Annotated in this window: 16 protein-coding genes; 4 read left to right on the forward strand and 12 right to left on the reverse strand. The window is 72.8% G+C overall.

All coding sequences use genetic code 11. The features are described from left to right. Positions 1 to 307 precede the first annotated feature (307 nt). The gene (locus tag ACGFN2_RS32730; RefSeq protein ID WP_393366385.1) at positions 308 to 1,855 is read left to right on the forward strand and encodes an AMP-binding protein; all 1,548 of its coding nucleotides are present in this window, start codon (positions 308 to 310) and stop codon (positions 1,853 to 1,855) included. A gap of 55 nt (positions 1,856 to 1,910) precedes the next feature. Here ACGFN2_RS32730 and ACGFN2_RS32735 read toward each other — a convergent pair whose 3' ends face one another. Next, the gene (locus ACGFN2_RS32735; protein ID WP_362609184.1) at positions 1,911 to 2,225 is read right to left on the reverse strand and encodes a hypothetical protein; all 315 of its coding nucleotides are present in this window, start codon (positions 2,223 to 2,225) and stop codon (positions 1,911 to 1,913) included. Between the two features lie 310 nt (positions 2,226 to 2,535). After that, complete coding sequence (gene ligD, locus ACGFN2_RS32740; RefSeq protein ID WP_393366387.1) at positions 2,536 to 3,549, reverse strand: non-homologous end-joining DNA ligase; 1,014 nt, start codon at positions 3,547 to 3,549, stop codon at positions 2,536 to 2,538. Between the two features lie 101 nt (positions 3,550 to 3,650). On the opposite strand from ligD, the gene ACGFN2_RS32745 reads away from it, so the two are divergent. After that, the gene (locus ACGFN2_RS32745; RefSeq protein ID WP_362609188.1) at positions 3,651 to 4,712 is read left to right on the forward strand and encodes an ATP-dependent DNA ligase; all 1,062 of its coding nucleotides are present in this window, start codon (positions 3,651 to 3,653) and stop codon (positions 4,710 to 4,712) included. A gap of 21 nt (positions 4,713 to 4,733) precedes the next feature. Here ACGFN2_RS32745 and ACGFN2_RS32750 read toward each other — a convergent pair whose 3' ends face one another. The 3 genes from ACGFN2_RS32750 to ACGFN2_RS32760 all read right to left on the reverse strand — a co-directional run bounded on the left by ACGFN2_RS32750 (position 4,734) and on the right by ACGFN2_RS32760 (position 8,427). Next, positions 4,734 to 5,720 carry an MASE1 domain-containing protein gene (locus tag ACGFN2_RS32750; RefSeq protein ID WP_362609190.1) on the reverse strand — a complete coding sequence of 329 codons (987 nt, stop codon included), beginning with the start codon at positions 5,718 to 5,720 and terminating at the stop codon, positions 4,734 to 4,736. Positions 5,721 to 5,783: 63 nt separating this feature from the next. After that, the gene (locus tag ACGFN2_RS32755) at positions 5,784 to 6,617 is read right to left on the reverse strand and encodes a PP2C family protein-serine/threonine phosphatase (protein ID WP_362609193.1); all 834 of its coding nucleotides are present in this window, start codon (positions 6,615 to 6,617) and stop codon (positions 5,784 to 5,786) included. A 169-nt stretch (positions 6,618 to 6,786) separates the two neighbouring features. Beyond that, the gene (locus tag ACGFN2_RS32760; protein ID WP_393366390.1) at positions 6,787 to 8,427 is read right to left on the reverse strand and encodes an APC family permease; all 1,641 of its coding nucleotides are present in this window, start codon (positions 8,425 to 8,427) and stop codon (positions 6,787 to 6,789) included. Positions 8,428 to 8,743: 316 nt separating this feature from the next. Here ACGFN2_RS32760 and ACGFN2_RS32765 point away from each other — a divergent pair, with 316 nt between their 5' ends. Further along, positions 8,744 to 8,998, forward strand: coding sequence for a hypothetical protein (locus ACGFN2_RS32765; RefSeq protein ID WP_362609196.1), 255 nt, complete (start codon positions 8,744 to 8,746; stop codon positions 8,996 to 8,998). Between the two features lie 26 nt (positions 8,999 to 9,024). On the opposite strand, the gene ACGFN2_RS32770 is transcribed toward ACGFN2_RS32765, so the two are convergent. Further along, entirely contained in the window at positions 9,025 to 9,537 is a 513-nt protein-coding gene (locus ACGFN2_RS32770) for a hypothetical protein (RefSeq protein WP_393366392.1), read from the reverse strand. A 288-nt stretch (positions 9,538 to 9,825) separates the two neighbouring features. Here ACGFN2_RS32770 and efeB point away from each other — a divergent pair, with 288 nt between their 5' ends. Then, complete coding sequence (efeB, locus tag ACGFN2_RS32775; RefSeq protein WP_393366394.1) at positions 9,826 to 11,070, forward strand: iron uptake transporter deferrochelatase/peroxidase subunit; 1,245 nt, start codon at positions 9,826 to 9,828, stop codon at positions 11,068 to 11,070. A 59-nt stretch (positions 11,071 to 11,129) separates the two neighbouring features. Here the strand turns inward: efeB and hypE are convergent, their stop codons facing one another. The 6 genes from hypE to ACGFN2_RS32805 are packed head-to-tail and all read right to left on the reverse strand — an operon-like array spanning position 11,130 to position 17,416. After that, positions 11,130 to 12,185 carry a hydrogenase expression/formation protein HypE gene (gene hypE, locus ACGFN2_RS32780; RefSeq protein ID WP_362609251.1) on the reverse strand — a complete coding sequence of 352 codons (1,056 nt, stop codon included), beginning with the start codon at positions 12,183 to 12,185 and terminating at the stop codon, positions 11,130 to 11,132. A gap of 46 nt (positions 12,186 to 12,231) precedes the next feature. Further along, positions 12,232 to 13,356 (reverse strand): hydrogenase formation protein HypD, encoded by a 1,125-nt coding sequence (gene hypD, locus ACGFN2_RS32785; protein WP_362609201.1) that lies wholly within the window; start codon positions 13,354 to 13,356, stop codon positions 12,232 to 12,234. Then, complete coding sequence (locus tag ACGFN2_RS32790; RefSeq protein ID WP_362609202.1) at positions 13,353 to 13,688, reverse strand: HypC/HybG/HupF family hydrogenase formation chaperone; 336 nt, start codon at positions 13,686 to 13,688, stop codon at positions 13,353 to 13,355. The genes hypD and ACGFN2_RS32790 overlap by 4 nt, the downstream gene beginning before the upstream one ends. Before the next feature lie 51 nt (positions 13,689 to 13,739). Then, entirely contained in the window at positions 13,740 to 16,154 is a 2,415-nt protein-coding gene (gene hypF, locus ACGFN2_RS32795; protein ID WP_393366397.1) for a carbamoyltransferase HypF, read from the reverse strand. Continuing rightward, on the reverse strand, positions 16,151 to 17,032 hold the full coding sequence (gene hypB / locus ACGFN2_RS32800) for a hydrogenase nickel incorporation protein HypB (RefSeq protein ID WP_393366399.1): 882 nt from the start codon (positions 17,030 to 17,032) through the stop codon (positions 16,151 to 16,153). The genes hypF and hypB overlap by 4 nt, the downstream gene beginning before the upstream one ends. A 3-nt stretch (positions 17,033 to 17,035) precedes the next feature. Then, the gene (locus tag ACGFN2_RS32805) at positions 17,036 to 17,416 is read right to left on the reverse strand and encodes a hydrogenase maturation nickel metallochaperone HypA (RefSeq protein WP_362609208.1); all 381 of its coding nucleotides are present in this window, start codon (positions 17,414 to 17,416) and stop codon (positions 17,036 to 17,038) included. Positions 17,417 to 17,529: the final 113 nt, after the last annotated feature.

Raw genomic sequence — 17,529 nt, forward strand, 5'->3', positions numbered from 1 at the left:
ATCTCTCGACACGGGACGGACCCGCAGGGAGAGCGAGTTCCGCAGGGCATCCGCGGCCCGTGCGCGAGGGAGCATTATCCGCCGTGAGCCCCAGGTGGGCGACCTTGTTGACGATATTCGGGGCGAGGAATCCGGACGGAACCGGAGGCGGGCGGGCGGCGGGGGCCGCGGCGCCACCCCCGTTCCCGGCAAACCGACTTGGAGTTGTCGATCTCGTGGGACTACCCTGATTTTGGTTGCCTCCAGCAACCAAATGACCCACGCACCCGCGCCCGCACCCGCCGGCGTCAGGAGGAAGCCCGACATCATGACCACCGCCGCCCGGACATTCCGTACCTACGTGGAGGAGAACCTCGATGTGCTCAGCGCCGACCCGGCGCGCGAAGCCCTGGTCCACCAGGGCCGCCGCGTCACCGCGGGCGAGTTCCGCGCGCTGGTCCACCGCCTGGCCCGCGCCCTGCGCGCCCGGGGCGTCGAGCGCGGCACCACCGTCACCCTGCTCAGCGGCAACCTCCCGGAGACCCTCGCCGCCCGCTACGCCGCGAATCTGATCGGCGCCCGGGTCAACCACCTCTACAACAAGCTGTCCGCCGAGTCCCAGGCCGCCATCGTCCGCGACGTCGAGACCCGGGCCCTGATCGTCGACCCGCGGTACGCCGAACGGACCGCCCGGGTGACGGAGTTGGCGCCGGTGCCGGACGTCCTCGTCCTCGGTCCCGCGAAGCTGGGCGCGGATCTGCTGGACCTGGCGGCCGGGCAGTCCGACGAGCCGTTCGCGGCCCGGGCCCGGCCCGACGACGTGTGCACCATCCGCCACACCGGCGGCACCACCGGCCATCCGAAGGGCATCTGCACCACCTTCGAGCAGGTGCGCCGGCACCACGAAGGGATGGAGCAGAAGCGGGAGACCGCGCGCCGCCAACTGGTCTGCACCACCCTGGCGCACGCCGCGGGCGCGATGGCGGACAGAACCCTGCACGCGGGCGGCACCGTCGTCCTGCTCGACGACTTCGACCCCGGCACGGTGCTCGCCACCATCGCCCGCGAGCGCATCACCGAGATGTTCCTGCTGCCGCCGCTGCTCTACCAGCTGATGGACCACCCGGACGCCCCGCACACCGACACCTCCAGCCTGCAGATGCTGTCCTACGGCGGCTGCCAGGCGTCCCCGGCCCGGATCGCCGACGCGATTCGGCTGTTCGGCCCGGTGCTGATGCAGGGCTACGGGCAGAACGAGGCCGGCGGCGTCAGTGTGCTCTCCCGGGAGGACCACGACCCGGGGCGGCCCGACCGGCTGCGCTCGGCGGGGAAGGTGCTGCCCGGCGTCGAGGTGGAGATCCGTGACGAGGCGGGCCGCGCCCTGCCGGCCGGCGGGCACGGCCAGGTCTGTGTGCGCTCCGCCACGATCATGAAGGGGTACTGGAAGCAGCCCGAGCTGACCGCCGAGGTGCTGCGGGACGGCTGGCTGCACACCGGGGACATCGGATTCCTCGACGACGAGGGCTACTTGACCATCGTCGACCGGCTCAAGGACATGATCGTCGTGGTCGGCGGCCATGTGTACACCACCGAGCTGGAGGATCTGCTGAACTCGCACCCGCAGGTACGGCAGAGCGCGGTGTTCGGTGTCCGTGACGCCGACCGGATGGAGCGGGTGCACGCCGCCGTGGTGCGGGCGCCCGGCAGCGAGGTCGACGCGCTGCAGCTGCGCGCGATGGTGTCCGCGGAGCGCGGCGCGATGTACGAGCCGCACCGGGTCACCTTCGTCGAGGCACTGCCCCTGACCGACGCGGGCAAGCCCGACAAGAAGGAGCTGCGCCGGCGGGCCGAGCAGGAGGCCGGCACCCTGGCATGACAGCGACGAGCCGCCGCAGCCAAGGGCTGCGGCGGCCTGCCAATGCTACTGCCGGTCAGAGGATGCCCAGCAGGCCGAAGGGGAAGCCCCCGAAGCCGTAGCCGTAGTTGCCGTAGCCGCAGCCGCCGAAGCCGTTGTAGCCGTTGTAGCCGCCGAAACCACCGAAACCACCGAAGCCGCCGAAGCCGCCGAAGCCGTTGTTGTGGCAGTGGTGGTGATGGTGACGACCATGGTGGTGACGACCGTGGTGGTCGCCGCTTGACGATGCGGCCGGCGCCTGCGGGGTGGCCGAAGCCATGCCGGCGAGCGGGACGACGGTGGCGGCGGCGATCGCCGCGGCAGCCACGGAGCGGCCTATGAACTTGCGCATTGCGTTTCTCCTGTGTGGCAGGAAATCTGACATTCGATGAGTACCGCGCCCCACCCGAAACCCTGCAGACACGACGAAGAGCCACTCCAACGGCCCCAAGAATTGCTCCAGTCGCGGTAATGAATCGGCAAAGCGAGCCGGTGTATCGCCTGGTCAGAGCCGGATGATCACAAGCGCCGCATCGTCGGTGGCACCGCCGGGCGGCAGCAGCTCCGCCGGCAGCGCATCGGCCGGCGACTCGGCACCGGCGCCCCGGTGCGGTCCGCACCGCGGTGGTGGACTCCGCGACGTAGGAGCGCCCCGCCCGCGCTCAGCGCTTACGGGCCCGGCTGGGCTGGACCCGGGACGGCTCGCCGGGCATCTTCGGGTGGTCGGGCGGATAGGGCAGATCGCCGAGTCCCTCGTCCGCCGCCTGCCGGTCCGCGAGGTCCAGGACGGACTCCAGGCCGAAGGCGTGGTCCGCCATGTCCGCGTGCACATCGCCCAGTTCCGCGAACCGCGGGGGGACCGTCCGCAGGTCGAAGTCCTCGGGGGCGGCGTCGGACAGCTCGTCCCAGCGCAGCGGGGTGGAGACGGTCGCCCGGGGCCGGGCGCGCAGCGAGTAGGCGGAGGCGATGGTCCGGTCCCGTGCCATCTGGTTGTAGTCGACGAAGACCTTCTCGCCGCGTTCTTCCTTCCACCACGCCGAGGTCACCAGGTCCGGCATCCGGCGCTCCAGCGCCCGCGCCAGGGTGATCGCGGCCCGTCTGACCTCGGTGAACGTCCAGTGGGGCCGGATCGGCACATAGACGTGCACGCCGCGGCCGCCGGACGTCTTGGGCCAGCCGCTCAGCCCGTGCTCCGCCAGCAGTTCGCGCAGGTCGAAGGCGACCTTGACGGCGTCGGCGAAGCCGGTGCCGGGCTGCGGGTCGAGGTCGATGCGCAGTTCGTCGGGGTGCTCGGTGTCCCCGCGGCGGACCGGCCAGGGGTGGAACGTCAGACACCCCAGGTTGGCCGCCCAGAGCACGGCCGCCGGTTCGGTGGGGCACATCTCGTCGGCGAACCGTCCGCTCGGGAAGGCGATCCGGGCCGTGGGAAGCCAGTCCGGCATCCCCTTGGGCGCCCGCTTCTGGTAGAAGAACTCGCCCTCGACGCCGTCGGGGAAGCGCTGCATGGTGGTGGGCCGGTCACGCAGGCCCCGCAGCACCCCGTCGGCGACGGCGAGGTAGTACTGCGCGACGTCCATCTTGGTGAAGCCGCGCTCCGGGTAATACGTCTTGTCGGGGTGCGAGAGGCGCACCGTGCGTCCCGCGACGTCCAGTTCGACAGCTCCGGCTCCGGCCATGGCTCCACGGTAAGGACCGTGCGGCGCCGCCGCGCGCCGGGAGCGCCGCGGGCCCGGCCGCCCGGCGCGCGGGAACCGTGTCCGGCCCGCAGGATCGGGACATGGACCTGCCCGTCATGCCCCCGGTCTCCCCCATGCTCGCCAAGCTGGTGGCCGGCATTCCCGCCGGCATGCAGTACGAGGCCAAGTGGGACGGCTTCCGCGTCATCGTCTTCCGGGACGGCGAGGACATCGAGATCACCAGCCGTACGACGAAGCCGCTCACCCGCTACTTCCCCGAGGTGGTCCGGGCGGCGCGGTCCGAGCTGCCCCGGCGCTGCGTCATCGACGGCGAGATCGTGATCGCCCACGACGGCCGGCTGCACTTCGAGGAGCTGCTGGAGCGCATCCACCCGGCGGACTCCCGGGTCCGTACCCTCGCCGAGCGGACGCCCGCCTCGCTCGTCGCCTTCGACCTGCTGGCCCTCGACGCCGCCGCGCTGCTGGACGAGCCGCAGTCGGCGCGCCGGGAGGCCCTGGTCGAGGCGCTGCGGCCGGCCCGTGCGCCGGTGTACACGGCGCCCGCGACACGGGATCAGGAGCTGGCCCTGCGCTGGTTCACCCAGTTCGAGGGGGCGGGGCTGGACGGGGTGGTCGCCAAGCCGCTCGATCTGCCGTACCGGCCGGGTGACCGGGCCATGTTCAAGATCAAGCATGCCCGTACCGCCGACTGCGTCGTCGCGGGGTACCGGCTGCACAAGAGCGGTCCGGTGGTCGGCTCGCTGCTGCTGGGGCTGCACGACAGCGCCGGGCAGCTCCAGCACGTCGGGGTGTGCGCCTCGTTCCCGATGGCCCGGCGGCGCGCGCTGGTCGAGGAGCTGGCGCCGCTGCGGATGGACGAGGTCGCGGGCCATCCGTGGGGCGCGTGGACCGACGAGGCGGCGCACGCGTCGCGGCGGATGCCGGGCGGTCCCAGCCGGTGGAGCGGCGGCAAGGACCTGTCGTGGGTGCCACTGCGCCCGGAGCGGGTGTGCGAGGTCGCCTACGACCACATGGAGGGCAGCCGCTTCCGGCACACCGCCCAGTTCCGGAACTGGCGTCCCGACCGTACGCCGGAGAGCTGCACCTACGCCCAGCTGGAGGAACCGGTGGGCTACGACCTGTCGGAACTGCTGCGGAGCTGACCGTACGGGCCGGGCGCCGGGTCAGCCCTCGCCGGCCTCCGGCGGCCATCGGCGCCGGCTCTCCCCGGGGGCCAGCCGGTCCACCACTTCGGCCAGTTCGCGGCAGGCCTGCTCGACCTTGCGGCGGATGCTGTTCTGCTCGGTGACGAGGGCCGACAGCAGCAGGGCGGTGAGTGCGGCGGACGCGTTGAGGGCCTGGAGATTGACCATCGCCTCCAGCAGGCTCTGACCCTGGAACGGCCCGGTGCGACGGGTGGCCGCCGTGATGGCCAGTACGGACACCAGCAGCACACAGGGCGCCGCCCCCTCCAGCTGGAAGCGCAGCGCCGCCCACACGATCAGCGGAAAGACCAGGAACAACAGGGACAGCTCGCTGGTGACCGCCACCAGCGAGACCACGAACGACGCGATCAGCAGGGTCGCGGCCTCCGCCCACCGGTAGGCGGGGACGCCCCGCGGCCACCGGGCCTTACGGCCGGCGAGGAGGAGCGGGGTGACGACCAGGATGCCCATGGCGTCGCCCACCCACCACGCCGCCCAGGTCCGCCAGAAGCCGCCGGGCGGCAGCGCACCGCTGAGGAGGAGCGTCCCGCTGCCCAGCGTCGCGCTGATCAGCATCCCGGCGAAGGCGCCGAGGGCGACCAGCGCCACCCCGTCCCGCAGCCGGTCGAGCCCGGGGCGGAAGCCCACCCGGCGCAGCATCAGGCAGGCGCAGACCGGGGCCAGGGTGTTGCCCGTCATGATGCCGAGGACCGAGACGTCCAGCGTGCTGAGGGAGGCGACGACCAGCAGGGTGCCGAGGGCGATGCCCGGCCAGGTCCACAGGCCGAGGAGCAGCAGACAGCTCAGCGAGATGCCGGTGGGCGGCCACAACGGGGTGACCACGGCACCCGCGATCACCACCTGTTCCAGCAGCCCGATCTGTGCGGTCCCGTAGTAGACGCCGGCGAGCACGAGGATCGTCAGGGCGGCCGGTGCCGGACGGCGGAGTCCCTCGGTGCGCACCACTCGGCCATCAGACAACGCCGACGGCCGCGCGCCGTCCGCGACACGCGTGCCCGGGGCCGCGCTTCACCCGGCCCTGGGCGCCGCCGCGTCGAAGCGCAGCACGAGCACCGCGGCGTCGTCGGTGTGCCCGGTGAACTCGGCCACGGTCATCGCCACATCCGCCACGGTGGCCGGGTCGCCGTCGGCGTTTGCGCTGACCAGTCGGGTCACCTGGGTCAGCCCCGCCTCGATCGGGAACGACGGCCCTTCCACGACCCCGTCGGTGAGCAGCACGTACGCCCCGGCCGTGGCGAACCGGCGACGGGTGACCGGGTATTTCTCGCCCGGCGCGATGCCGAGCGGCAGGCCTCCCGCGTCGTCGGCGAGGCCGGACCGGCCGTCGGTGGTGGCCCAGATGCCGGGGACATGACCGGCGCGGGCGCTGGTCAGTTCCCAGGCGACCGGGTCGAAGCGGACGAAGGTACAGGTCGCGAAGAGGCCGCAGTCGACCGAGAGCAGCAGGTCGTTGGCGCGGCTCAGCACCTCCCCCGGGTCGGCGGCGTGGCCGGCGACGGCGCGCAGCCCGAAGCGGATCTGCCCCATGAAGGCGGCCGCCTCGACGTCATGGCCCTGTACGTCGCCGACGCAGAAGGCGAGCGAGCCGTCCGGCAGCGGGAAGCCGTCGTACCAGTCGCCGCCGATGTCCAGGCCGTGCCGGGCGGGTGTGTAGGTGGCGGCGGCGCGCAGCCCCGGGATCGCCGGCAGTACGGCGGGCAGCATCTCCCGCTGGAGTGCCTCGGCGAGTTCGACCCTGGCCCGCTGTTTCTCCGCGCCTTCCCGCGCCTGGGCGGTCAGTCGCCCGAGCGTGGTCAGCAGATCGTCCGCGCTCGCCGACCGCGGGGGACGACGCCGAAGCATGGACCGCTCCCAGGTGCGTCGGTGCATGGGCCACTGCGGGGCGTGCTCCGTGCGTCTCCGCGGTGGCCGCCTGACCGGGCCTCATGGGGGCTCTTCGGGAGCCCGCTTCTCCCGATTCATCATATTTCCGCGGTCGGACTTCCGCTTGACGGCCCCGCCCGTGGCCCGTTCAGGCGGCGGCGGGGCGGGCCACCTCCAGGTGCCGGACGCCGGACCGCACCGCCCAGAAGAAGATGGCGAGCGCGAGGACGGCCACGGTGACCGAGTCGTACGGAGCCGGCAGCTTGCCGGAGCCCTCGAAGGTGCCCAGCCAGGAGACCAGTGTGAGGCCGACGAGATAGGCCACCAGCCAGGCGCCGGTGCGGAGTTCGGCGCCGAGCGGGCGGCTCGGGCCGGCGCCGTCGCTCTCCACGGCGGCCTTGTCGCGTGCCCCGGGGCGGCGCATGGCCAGGAAGATCAGCAGTCCGCCGAGCACGAGGGGCAGCGCGAGCCGCAGGTCGTGCCAGCCCGACCAGTAGACGAACTCGCTGGCCACGACGAAGCTGAGCGGCGCGATCCAGCTCAGCCCCGGGACCCAGCCGGCGGTGCGGCCGCCCGGTTCGGCGCGGAACACGGCGACCGCGACCGCGGAGGCGGCGTAGATCAGCAGATACATGTCGCCCATGACGCTCACGATGTCCTGCCAGCCGCCGAACGGCAGCAGAAAGATCATGATCACGACGAGGTTGATCGCCAGCGCCCGGCGCGGGATGCCGAACCGCTCGTTGACCTTCATGAAGTACCGGGGGATGGTGCCGTTCTTGGCGAGCGCGTAGGTGTGCCGCCCGTTGAGCGCCACGCCCACGTACGCCGAACCGCCGGGCGAGATCACCGCGTCCGCGTACAGCAGGCTGGCCAGCCAGTGCAGATTGAGGATCAGGGCGAGCTGGCCGAACGGGGAGTCGAAGGAGACGCCCTTCCAGCCGTTGCCGAGCAGATGCTCGGGGACGGTGAAGAGGAACGCCACCTGGAGGGCCAGGTACATGATCACCGCGAGGCCGATGCCGGTGAGCACCGCGGCGGGCAGGGTGCGGCGGGGGTTGCGGGTCTCGCCCGAGAAGTCCAGCGGGGCCTGGAACCCGTTGACGGAGTAGACGATGCCGCCGCCGGCCAGCGCGGTCAGGCAGGCGACATAGCCGTACGGGGCGAAGCCGCCGTGGTCCGTCAGACGGCCGGAGTGCCAGCCGGAGGCGATCAGGGCGGCCACGGTGACGACCGGGACCACGATCTTGAAGATCGAGACCAGGTTGTTGAGCCGGGCGAACATCCGCACCGCGAACCAGTTCAGCGCCGTCAGCAGGACGCTGAGCCCGGCGGCCAGGGCCACTCCGGAGAGCGTGAGGGTGTGGCCGTTGTAGATGCCCGGGAGGTAGTGCGCGGCGTACTGCATGATCGCGCTGATCTCGGCAGCGGTACCGCCCACCGACAGCAGGGTCGACCAGCCGATGAGGGTGCCGACGAGCCGGCCGCTGGCGAACAGCGGCCAGCGGACCGTACCGCCGCCCTCCGGCCGGGTCGCACCGAGTTCGATCATGACCAGGGCGACCAGCCCGCACAGCACGCCGGCCCCGATCCAGGAGAGCAGCGCCGCGGGACCGGCGGTCTGCGCCGCGTACAGGGCGGCGAACAGCCAGCCGGAGCCGACGATATTGGAGAAGCCGATGCCGGTCAGTCCCCAGAAGCCCAGGTCACGGCGCAATCGGCGCTCCTGCGCCTGCACTTCCGGGACATCGGCCCCGTCGCCCTCACCCGATACCTGACGCTCGGCCACGACAAACGCTCCTTGATTCACTGTTCCGGCTCGCCGGACCCTACTCGACGATCACCGAAGAGGAATCACGCGTTCCACCAGCGGACACTTCCAGCACGCAGCGCAGCGCCGAGGTGCTGGAGAGTGGCGATGCGTACCCGGTCACTCACTCCTGGTCAGGAGAAGGGGCCACCGTGGTACGGACGAATTCCGGCCGACCCGTTGATTCCGCGCATCGTCCGTGGCCGGCGGGTAGGAGACCGCCGGGGGACACCGCATCGGCACAGGCGGATGCGGGCTCTGCCCTCACTGTGGCAACGAGGCGAGGAGCAAGCACATGACACTGCCGTGGCGTGAGAACGAGAGCTGGCGGCGCCGGTACCCGCAACCGGGTCCCGACTGGACGCGGGGCATGCCGCAGGGGAGCACGGAACCGCTGACCCCGATGGGGCGGGCCGAGCAGTACGGCCGGATGGGCGGCGCACTGCGCGGTGGCCGTCTTGAGCCCTGGCAGCGCAAGGTGATCCTCGGCTCCGTCGTCGGCGCGGTCGTGGTCGCCGCGGTGTCGCTGCTGCTGCTCTTCTTCGGCTGACCTCCGGTCAGCACCGTGCCCGGGGCTCAGCCGCAGGTCCAGCAGCCGGACCAGCAGGCGGAGTGACGGGGCGGGTGCCGTCGGCCCGGGGACGGTTCCCCGGGCCGGCCGTCGTCGGTGAGGGCGCGCAGACCGGCGAGCTGGGCGCAGAGGACGACGCTGATCGCCGCGATCTCCTCCGGCTCGGCATGACCTTTCTCGATGCGCAGCCAGGAGACGGGAAGCTCGGCGACGGCGGCGCTCGCGTCGAGAGCCGTGGCGGGATCGCCGGCCGGTTCCGCGGCGGCCGGTTCCGCGGCGGCCGGTTCCGCGGCGGCCGGATCGTCACGGGAGGTGGTGCTCCGGTCGGCGGCCACGCTCGCGTCCGGGGCGGCGCCCGCGTCGGCGGCACGGTCGGCCTCGACGGGTGGTGCCCCGTCGAGGGTCGTGCCCTCGCCGGCGGGTGCGGTGCCGTCGGCCGCGTCTTCTTCGAGAGGGGCGCCCGGTGCGAGGCGGGTGGCCTCGGCCAGGACGGTGCTCGCGTCGGTGGAAGTGCTCATGTGTGGGGGTCCGTGGGCTCGGGGGTGGTGCACGGTGGGTGACCTGCCGCCCGGCCTGCGCGGTGGGTGTTCGGGCAGGTCACAGGGCCGACGCTAGAAGCGCGCCGCGGCGCTGTCGCGCGGTGGGCCCGCCGGCTGCGCCATTCGGACGACCCGCCGGGGTCCCAGGCGTGATATCCGGGGCCGGGGCCGTGTTGCTCCCGGCCCGTACGTCGTGGGCGGCGAGCATCGCGCACAGGGATGTGCAGGCACACGGCTGCCGGACGGCGCAGTCAGGAGGGTGGGACCATGAGACGTGAGCAGGCCGACGACGGGTGCGCCGTTCCGCGGCACGACGGACGCCGGGGATTTCTGAAGTGCGCGGCGGGGATCGCGGGGGTGGCCGCGGCCGGGCTCGGCGGGCAGGCGGCTGCCGCACCGGCGGGCCGGCGGCGCGACGGGGTGCCGCTGCCCGACCAGGTGCCGTTCCACGGACGCCATCAGGCCGGCATCGTGACCCCGCAGCAGCTCTTCGCCGGCTTCGTCGGCTTCGATGTCCTGGCCCAGGACCGCGAAGGTCTCACCGCCCTGTTCCAGAAGCTCACCACCCGGTCGCGGGTGCTGGCGGCCGGGGTGAAACCGCAGGACGAGCAAGTCGCCGCGGAGAAGCCCACCCCGGACTCGCTCACCGTCACCCTCGGCGTCGGTGCCTCCCTGTTCGACGACCGCTTCGGCCTCTCCGGGCACAAGCCCCGGCACCTCAAGGCGATGCCGGCCTTCCCCGACGACCGGCTGGAGCCGGCCCGCTGCCACGGTGACCTGTCGTTGCAGGTCTGCGCCCAGCACCCGGACGCCGTCGTCCATGTGCTGCGCGATCTGGCGCGGGAGACGCACGGTCTGCTGCGGCCCCGCTGGCGGGCGGACGCCTTCCTCAACCCGTCGCGGCCCTCGGGGTCGCCGCGCACCTTCGTCGGCTTCAAGGACGGGATCGTCAACCCGGACACCGGCTCGGCCCGGGAGATGGACCGGCTGCTGTGGGTGACGCCGCCCTGCGGGGAGCCGGACTGGGCGCTGGGCGGCAGCTATCAGGTGCTGCGCCTGATCCGCTTCCACGTCGAGAAGTGGGACAAGGTGCCGGTGGCACGCCAGGAGAAGATCTTCGGCCGGCGCAAGGCGAGCGGCGCACCCCTGGACGGCACGCACGAGACGGACTCACCGAGGTACCGCGAGGACCCGTACGGCAAGAAGATCCCGCTCGACTCCCACATCCGGCTGGCCAACCCCCGTACCGACAAGACCGACAAGTCCCGCTTCCTGCGCCGGAGTTACAACTACGACGCCGGTTACGACAGCAAGGGGCAGATGGACCTCGGGCTGGTCTTCTGCGGTTATCAGCAGAACCCGGAGCGGCAGTTCGCCGCAGTGCAGCGGCGGCTGCGGCACGAACCGCTGGCCGAGTTCATCACCCCGGTCGGCGGCGGCTACTTCTTCGTTCTCCCCGGGGTACGGGACGCCGACGACTGGTTCGGGTCCCGGCTGCTGCAGAAGACCTGAGCGGGTCCGGTCACACGCGAGAGGGCGGCGCCCCACCGGCGCCGCCCTCTCGCGTGGGCTCAGCAGATCCGTGGCAGCTGCTCGCCCAGCGGCAGGTCGACGACCCGGGTGCCGCCCAGCGGGGTGCGGGCCACGACCATGCCGGGGTGGGTCTCCACGGTCTCCCCGATGACCGCGGCACCGGCGCCCAGAGGGTGGGCCCGCATCGCGTCCAGCACGGCGTCGGCGTGCTCGCGGGGGACGAACGCCACCAGCTTCCCCTCGTTGGCGACGTACATCGGGTCCAGGCCGAGGATGGCACAGGCGTTGGCGACGGCCGACGGCACGGGGATGGCGCGCTCCTGGATGACGATGCCGGTGCAGGAGGCGGTGGCGATCTCGCACAGTGCCGCGGCCAGCCCGCCGCGGGTGGGGTCGCGCAGGACGTGCAGCTCGGGGGTGACGGCCAGCATGCTCTCCACGAGGCCGCCGAGGGCCGCGCAGTCGCTCTCGATCTCGACGCCGAACTCCAGCCCCTCACGGACGCTCATGATGGCCACGCCATGCAGGCCGATGTCGCCGCTGACGATCACCACGTCGCCGGGGACGACGCGCTGCGGGCGCAGGTCGACGCCCGCCGGGATCAGGCCGATACCGGCGGTGTTGAGGTAGACGCCGTCGCCGTGGCCCGCCTCGACGACCTTGGTGTCGCCGGTCGCCACCTCGACACCGGCCGCCCGCGCGGCCGCGCCCATCGCGTCGGCGACCCCGGCGACCACCGGCATCTCGACCCCCTCCTCCAGGATGAAGCCGCAGGAGAGGTAGGCGGCTCTGGCGCCGCTCATGGCGAGGTCGTTGACGGTGCCGTTGACGGCGAGGTCGCCGATGCAGCCGCCGGGGAAGAAGAGCGGCCGGACGACATAGGAGTCGGTGGAGAACGCCAGGCGGACGCCGCCGAGGGACACCGCGGCGGAGTCGCCGAGCTGGGCGAGGATCTCGCCGCCGAAGGCGGGGGCGAAGATCTGCTGGACGAGTTCGGCGGACAGCGCGCCCCCGCCGCCGTGCCCCATGACGACACGCGGCTGGTCGCGGAGCGGGGTGGGGCAGGTCCAGCCGGAGATGTCGACGGTGGGCAGACCGCGGTCGGCCGGGGTGGGGCCGCCGGGCTGGGGGTGCTTGGTGTCAGGCAACGGGGCTCGCCTCCTGCGGGATGGACGGGGTGCCGAGTCGGCGGTAGAGGTAGTAGGCGGCGCAGGCGCCCTCGCTGGAGACCATGGTGGCGCCGAGCGGGGAGCGCGGGGTGCAGGTGGTGCCGAAGGCCTCGCACTCGTGCGGCTTGATGAGTCCCTGGAGGACCTCTCCGCTGCGGCAGGCGGCCGGTTCGCGGGTGGTGAGGCCGTCGACGGAGAAGCGGTACTCGGCGTCGTAGTCGCGGTAGCGCTCCGACAGTCGCCAGCCGCTGGCGGGGATGGTGCCGATGCCGCGCCAGGCGCGGTCGGTGACCTCGAAGACATCGGCGAGCATGGCCTGGGCGGCCGGGTTGCCCTCGCTGCGGACGGCGCGCGGGTAGGCGTTGTCCACGGTGTGTTCGCCGCGCTCCAGCTGGCGGACGGTGCGGCGGATACCCTCCAGGATGTCGAGGGGTTCGAAGCCGGTGACCACGATCGGCACCCGGTGGCGGTCGGCCAGTTCGGGGTACTCCCCCGTGCCCATCACGCTGCAGACGTGGCCCGCGGCCAGGAACGCCTGGACGCGGCAGCTCGGCGAGGACATGATCGCCTCGATCGCGGGCGGCACCCGGACGTGCGAGACCAGCAGGCTGAAGTTGCGGATGCCGAGCTTGCGGGCCTGATACACCGTCATGGCGTTGGGTGGTGCGGTGGTCTCGAAGCCGATGCCGAAGAACACCACCTGGCGGTCCGGGTTCTGCTGGGCGACCTTCAGGGCGTCGAGCGGGGAGTAGACCACCCGGACGTCGCCGCCCCGGCCGCGCACCTGGAACAGATCGCGGTCGCTGCCGGGGACGCGGAGCATGTCACCGAAGGAACAGAAGATCACGTCGGGGCGGGAGGCGATCTCCAGGGCCTTGTCGATGACATCCAGCGGCGTCACACAGACCGGGCAGCCCGGACCGTGGATCAACTCGACCTCATCGGGCAGCAGTTGGTCGATGCCGTGCCGGATGATGGTGTGGGTCTGGCCGCCGCAGACCTCCATCAGGGCCCAGGGCCGGGTCACCGTGGCCCGGATCTCGTCGAGCAGCCGGCGGGCCAGCTCGGGGTTCTGGAACTCTTCGAGGTACTTCACCGGCTCGTCTCCCGCGCTCCGTCGATGAGGGCGGCCGGGGGTGTGCCGCCCGCCCCGTCCTGTCCCTGGGCGGCGGCCGCCTCCCAGGGGTCGCCGAACTCCTCCTGCAGCAGGCCCAGTTCCTCGAACAGGGCGAGGGTGTGCCGGGCGGACTCCTCGTCCAGCCGCTGCAGCGCGAAGCCGACATGGACGATGGCGTACTCACCGACCTTCAGGTCGGGGACGTACTCCAGGCACACCTCCTTGACCACACCGCCGAAGTCGACGGTCGCCATACGGGTGCCGTCCCGTTCCTCGATGTCCAATACCTTGCCGGGTACCGCCAGACACATGGGGGCTCTCCTCGTCGTGGGTACGTTGCGTCCGCCGCGCCGCGGTACCGCTCAGCGCACGGCGGCTCCTGCCGTGCGGGCCGCGACGACGATCTGACCGAGTGCCAGTCCCCCGTCGTTGGGCGGGACGCGGCGGTGGCGCAGGACGGTGAAGCCGTCCTCCCGCAGCAGCCGGGCGGCGGCCTCGGCCAGCAGAGTGTTGGCGAAGACCCCGCCGGTCAGGGCCACGGTCGTCAGTCCGGTGCGCTCGCGGGCCGCCGCACAGCCGCGCCGGACGAGGTCGGCGACCGCGGTGTGGAAGCGGGCCGCGATCAGCGGTACGGCGGTGCCGGCGCGGAGGTCCCCGACGACGGCGGTGAGCACCGGCGCCGGGTCGGCGACGAGATCGGCGGCGGCCGCACCGGCCGGGCCGGGGCGCAGCGCGAACGCGTACCCGGGACCGTGCTCCTCGCCCGCGGTCAGGGCGGCGGCTTCGAGGGCCATGGCGGCCTGGGCCTCGTATCCGGCGTGGTGGCAGACCCCGGCCAGCGAGGACACGGCGTCGAAGAGCCGGCCCATGCTGGAGGTCGGCACACAGTTGAAGTGCCGTTCGAGCTGCCGGGCCAGCAGCCGCCGCTCGTCCGGCGGGCAGGCGGTCACCGGGGGCAGGTCCGCGGCCCAGTCGATGCCCGCGGCGCGCAGATGGGCGAGGGCCATGCGGTAGGGGCGCCGTACGGTGGCGTCGCCGCCTGGCAGCGGGACGTAGGCGAGCTGGCCGAAGCGGCGGTAGCCGTCGTAGTCGGCGAGCAGGATCTCGCCGCCCCAGACGGCGTGGTCGTCGCCGTAGCCGGTGCCGTCGAAGGCGACCCCGATGACGGGGTGGCCGTCGCGGAGTCCGTGTTCGGCCATGGCCGCGGCGATATGGGCGTGGTGGTGCTGGACGCGGACCAGCGGCCGGCCGTCGGTGTGGCACTGCGCCCAGCGGCCGGAGCGGTATCCGGGATGGCGGTCGGCGGCGAGGAGTTGGGGGCGCACCCCGGTGACCGTCTCCAGGTGCTCCTCGGCCCGCTCGAAGGCGCACTGTGTCGCCAGGTCGTCCATGTCGCCGATGTGCGCGGACAGCCAGGCGCGGTGCCCTTCGGCGAGGCAGAACACGTTCTTGAGGTCCCCGCCGGCCGCGAGCGCGGGCCGGACCGGCACCGGCAGGGGGACGGGGAACGGCGCGTACCCGCGGGAGCGGCGCACGAACAGCGGCTCCCCGCCGCTGATGCGGACCACCGAGTCGTCGCACGGAATCCGGATCGGCCGGTCGTGGGCGAGCCAGGCGTCCGCCAGCTGCGCGAGGCGCCGCAGGGCCTCGTCGTCGTCCGTGACGATCGGTTCGCCCGCGACGTTTCCGCTGGTCATGACGAGCAGCCGGGGCCCCGGAGGGTCACCGGGCAGTCCGAGGAGGAGGTGGTGCAGCGGGGTGTACGGCAGCATGACGCCCAGGTCGGGGCTGCCGGGGGCGACCGCGTCGGACGGCATGGCGGCACCCGGGCCCGCCGTCGGACGCGGGGTGCGGCGCAGCAGCACGATCGGCCGTACGGGCCCGGTGAGCAGCGCGCGTTCCTCCACCCCGACGCGCACCAGGTGTTCCACGTCGCTGACGTGACGGGCCATCAGGGCGAAGGGCTTGTCGCCGCGGGCCTTGCGTGCGCGCAGCAGGCCGACGGCAGTGTCATCGGCAGCGTCGCAGACGAGGTGGTAGCCGCCGAGGCCCTTGACGGCCACGATCGCGCCGTCGGCGAGCAGTTGCCGGGTGGCGGCGACCGGGTCGGCGCCGGGTGCCGGGCGCGGTGGGCGGGTGCGGTCGGCGGGGTCGGCGGTGAGCAGCCGCAGCCGGGGGCCGCAGTCGTGGCAGGCGATCGGCTGGGCGTGGAAGCGCCGGTCGGCCGGGTCCGTGTACTCCCGTGCGCAGGCGGGGCACATCGGGAAGCGGTCCATGGTCGTCAGCGCGCGGTCGTAGGGGACCCCGGTGACGAGGGTGAAGCGGGGCCCGCAGTGGGTGCAGCTGAGGAAGGGGTGCCGGTGGCGGCGGTCGGCCGGGTCGGTCAGCTCGGTGAGGCAGGCCTCGCAGGTGGCGGCGTCCGGGGCGACCAGGGTGCGGGAGGGGCCGTGGGCGCGGGAGGGGAGGATACGGAAACCGGCGTCACCGGCCAGGGCGATCTCCTGGCCGTCGACGGTCTCCACGACGGCCAGTGGCGGCGCCTCGCCGCTGAGGCGTTCGCCGAAGCGGGCGAGCGCCGCGGGGGCGCCCTCGACCTCGGCGACGACGCCCTCACCGGTGTTGGTCACATGGCCCGTCAGGCCCAGTTCCGTGGCGAGGGTGTGGACGAACGGGCGGAAGCCGACGCCCTGGACGACGCCCCGCACGGTGATCCGGCGGCGTGCGGCGGCTGCGGGAGGGGCCGTCGCGGTGGTCCCCTCGGCCTGCCCGGTGGTCATGAGCGGCTCGACGCCACGGTGTCGGAGTCGGCGGGGTGCGCCCGGCCGCCCGGCGCCTCATGCGGGTGGGAGTGGGAGTGGCTCGCCTCGTGGGAGTGGGAGTGGCCCGCATCGTGGGTGTGGTGGCCCGCCTCGTGGGTGTGTCCCTCGTCGCACGGCTGGCCGTCGTCCGCGTCATGGACGTGGTGGGACTTCCGGGTCATGACCGGGATGTGCACCGGGGCACCGTCGCGCGCCGCCAGCGCCCGGTCCAGCAGCAGACCGTCGCCCTCACCGCCGCGCACCGAGGTGAGGACGACCTCCACCCCCGGGTTGATGCGTTCGACGTTGGCGCGGAACTCCTTCTCGTCGAACGAGACCGCCTCGGCGATGTCGGTCTTGGTCACCACGACCAGATGCGCCAGTCCGAAGGCGGTGGGGTACTTCAGCGGCTTGTCCTCGCCCTCGGTCACCGACGCCAGCACGACGCGCAGGGTCTCCCCGAGGTCGTAGGAGGCGGGACAGACCAGGTTGCCGACGTTCTCGATGAACAGCAGCCGGGTGTCCGCGGGCAGCCAGCCGTGGAGGTGCCCGCCCAGCATCTCGGCCTCCAGGTGGCACAGCCCGTCGGTGAGCACCTGTTTGACGGGCGCTCCGGAGCGGGCCAGCCGCACGGCGTCGTTCTCGGTGGCGAGGTCGGCGGTGAGCGCCGCGACCGGAACACCGCGGTCACGGGCGAGGGTCAGCTCATGTTCCAGGAGCGCGGTCTTGCCGCTGCCGGGGCTGGAGAGCAGGTTGACGAGCGCGGTGCCGCGGGCGGCGAGATCCTCGCGCAGGGTGTGGGCACAGGCGTCGTTCTTGGCGAGGACCGCCTGTTGCAGGTCGACGACACGGCACATGGTTCAGCGCTCCTCGTGGGTCGGTACGTGTACCGGGGCGTCGTTCCAGCACACACTGATGATCTGCAGTTCCCGGCCGGACAGCAGCTCGGCCGTGGCGCCGCCGCAGCCCGGACAGCTGAGCTGCGGGGGCATGCCCACCGGCCAGGTGTCCGCGCAGGGGCCGCAGCGGGCGCGGGCCGCGACGGGTTCGGTCACCAGCTCCGCGCCCTCCAGCACGGTGCCGGCACAGGCGAGTGCGAAGGAGAAGGCGAGTGCGTCGGGGACCACGCCGGCCAGTTCGCCGACCTGCAGCCGGACGCTGTGGACGGTGCCGGAGCCGGGGGGCCGGGCCGCGCTCTCGACCTGGTCCACGACCGCCAGCGCGATGGACATCTCGTGCATCGGTCCCTCTCTGGTGCGGCGACGACCGGGTGCCGCTCGGCTTCATTAGACGGCGCCGCCGGAGGGCGTCCGGGGTGCCTCGCCGGGCCGCGCGATGGCGTACACCGTTCGGT

Source organism: Streptomyces sp. NPDC048612 (assembly GCF_043199295.1).
Classification (GTDB): domain Bacteria; phylum Actinomycetota; class Actinomycetes; order Streptomycetales; family Streptomycetaceae; genus Streptomyces.

Coding starts and splice junctions, on each gene's coding strand:
- hypB (WP_393366399.1), bottom strand. CDS start 17,032: ATGTGCCGTGTCGTCGACCTGCAACAGGCGGTCCTCGCCAAGAACGAC.
- ACGFN2_RS32735 (WP_362609184.1), bottom strand. CDS start 2,225: ATGCGCAAGTTCATAGGCCGCTCCGTGGCTGCCGCGGCGATCGCCGCC.
- ACGFN2_RS32755 (WP_362609193.1), bottom strand. CDS start 6,617: ATGCTTCGGCGTCGTCCCCCGCGGTCGGCGAGCGCGGACGATCTGCTG.
- ACGFN2_RS32790 (WP_362609202.1), bottom strand. CDS start 13,688: ATGTGTCTGGCGGTACCCGGCAAGGTATTGGACATCGAGGAACGGGAC.
- ligD (WP_393366387.1), bottom strand. CDS start 3,549: ATGGCCGGAGCCGGAGCTGTCGAACTGGACGTCGCGGGACGCACGGTG.
- ACGFN2_RS32770 (WP_393366392.1), bottom strand. CDS start 9,537: ATGAGCACTTCCACCGACGCGAGCACCGTCCTGGCCGAGGCCACCCGC.
- ACGFN2_RS32730 (WP_393366385.1), top strand. CDS start 308: ATGACCACCGCCGCCCGGACATTCCGTACCTACGTGGAGGAGAACCTC.
- ACGFN2_RS32765 (WP_362609196.1), top strand. CDS start 8,744: ATGACACTGCCGTGGCGTGAGAACGAGAGCTGGCGGCGCCGGTACCCG.
- ACGFN2_RS32745 (WP_362609188.1), top strand. CDS start 3,651: ATGGACCTGCCCGTCATGCCCCCGGTCTCCCCCATGCTCGCCAAGCTG.
- ACGFN2_RS32805 (WP_362609208.1), bottom strand. CDS start 17,416: ATGCACGAGATGTCCATCGCGCTGGCGGTCGTGGACCAGGTCGAGAGC.
- hypF (WP_393366397.1), bottom strand. CDS start 16,154: ATGACCACCGGGCAGGCCGAGGGGACCACCGCGACGGCCCCTCCCGCA.
- efeB (WP_393366394.1), top strand. CDS start 9,826: ATGAGACGTGAGCAGGCCGACGACGGGTGCGCCGTTCCGCGGCACGAC.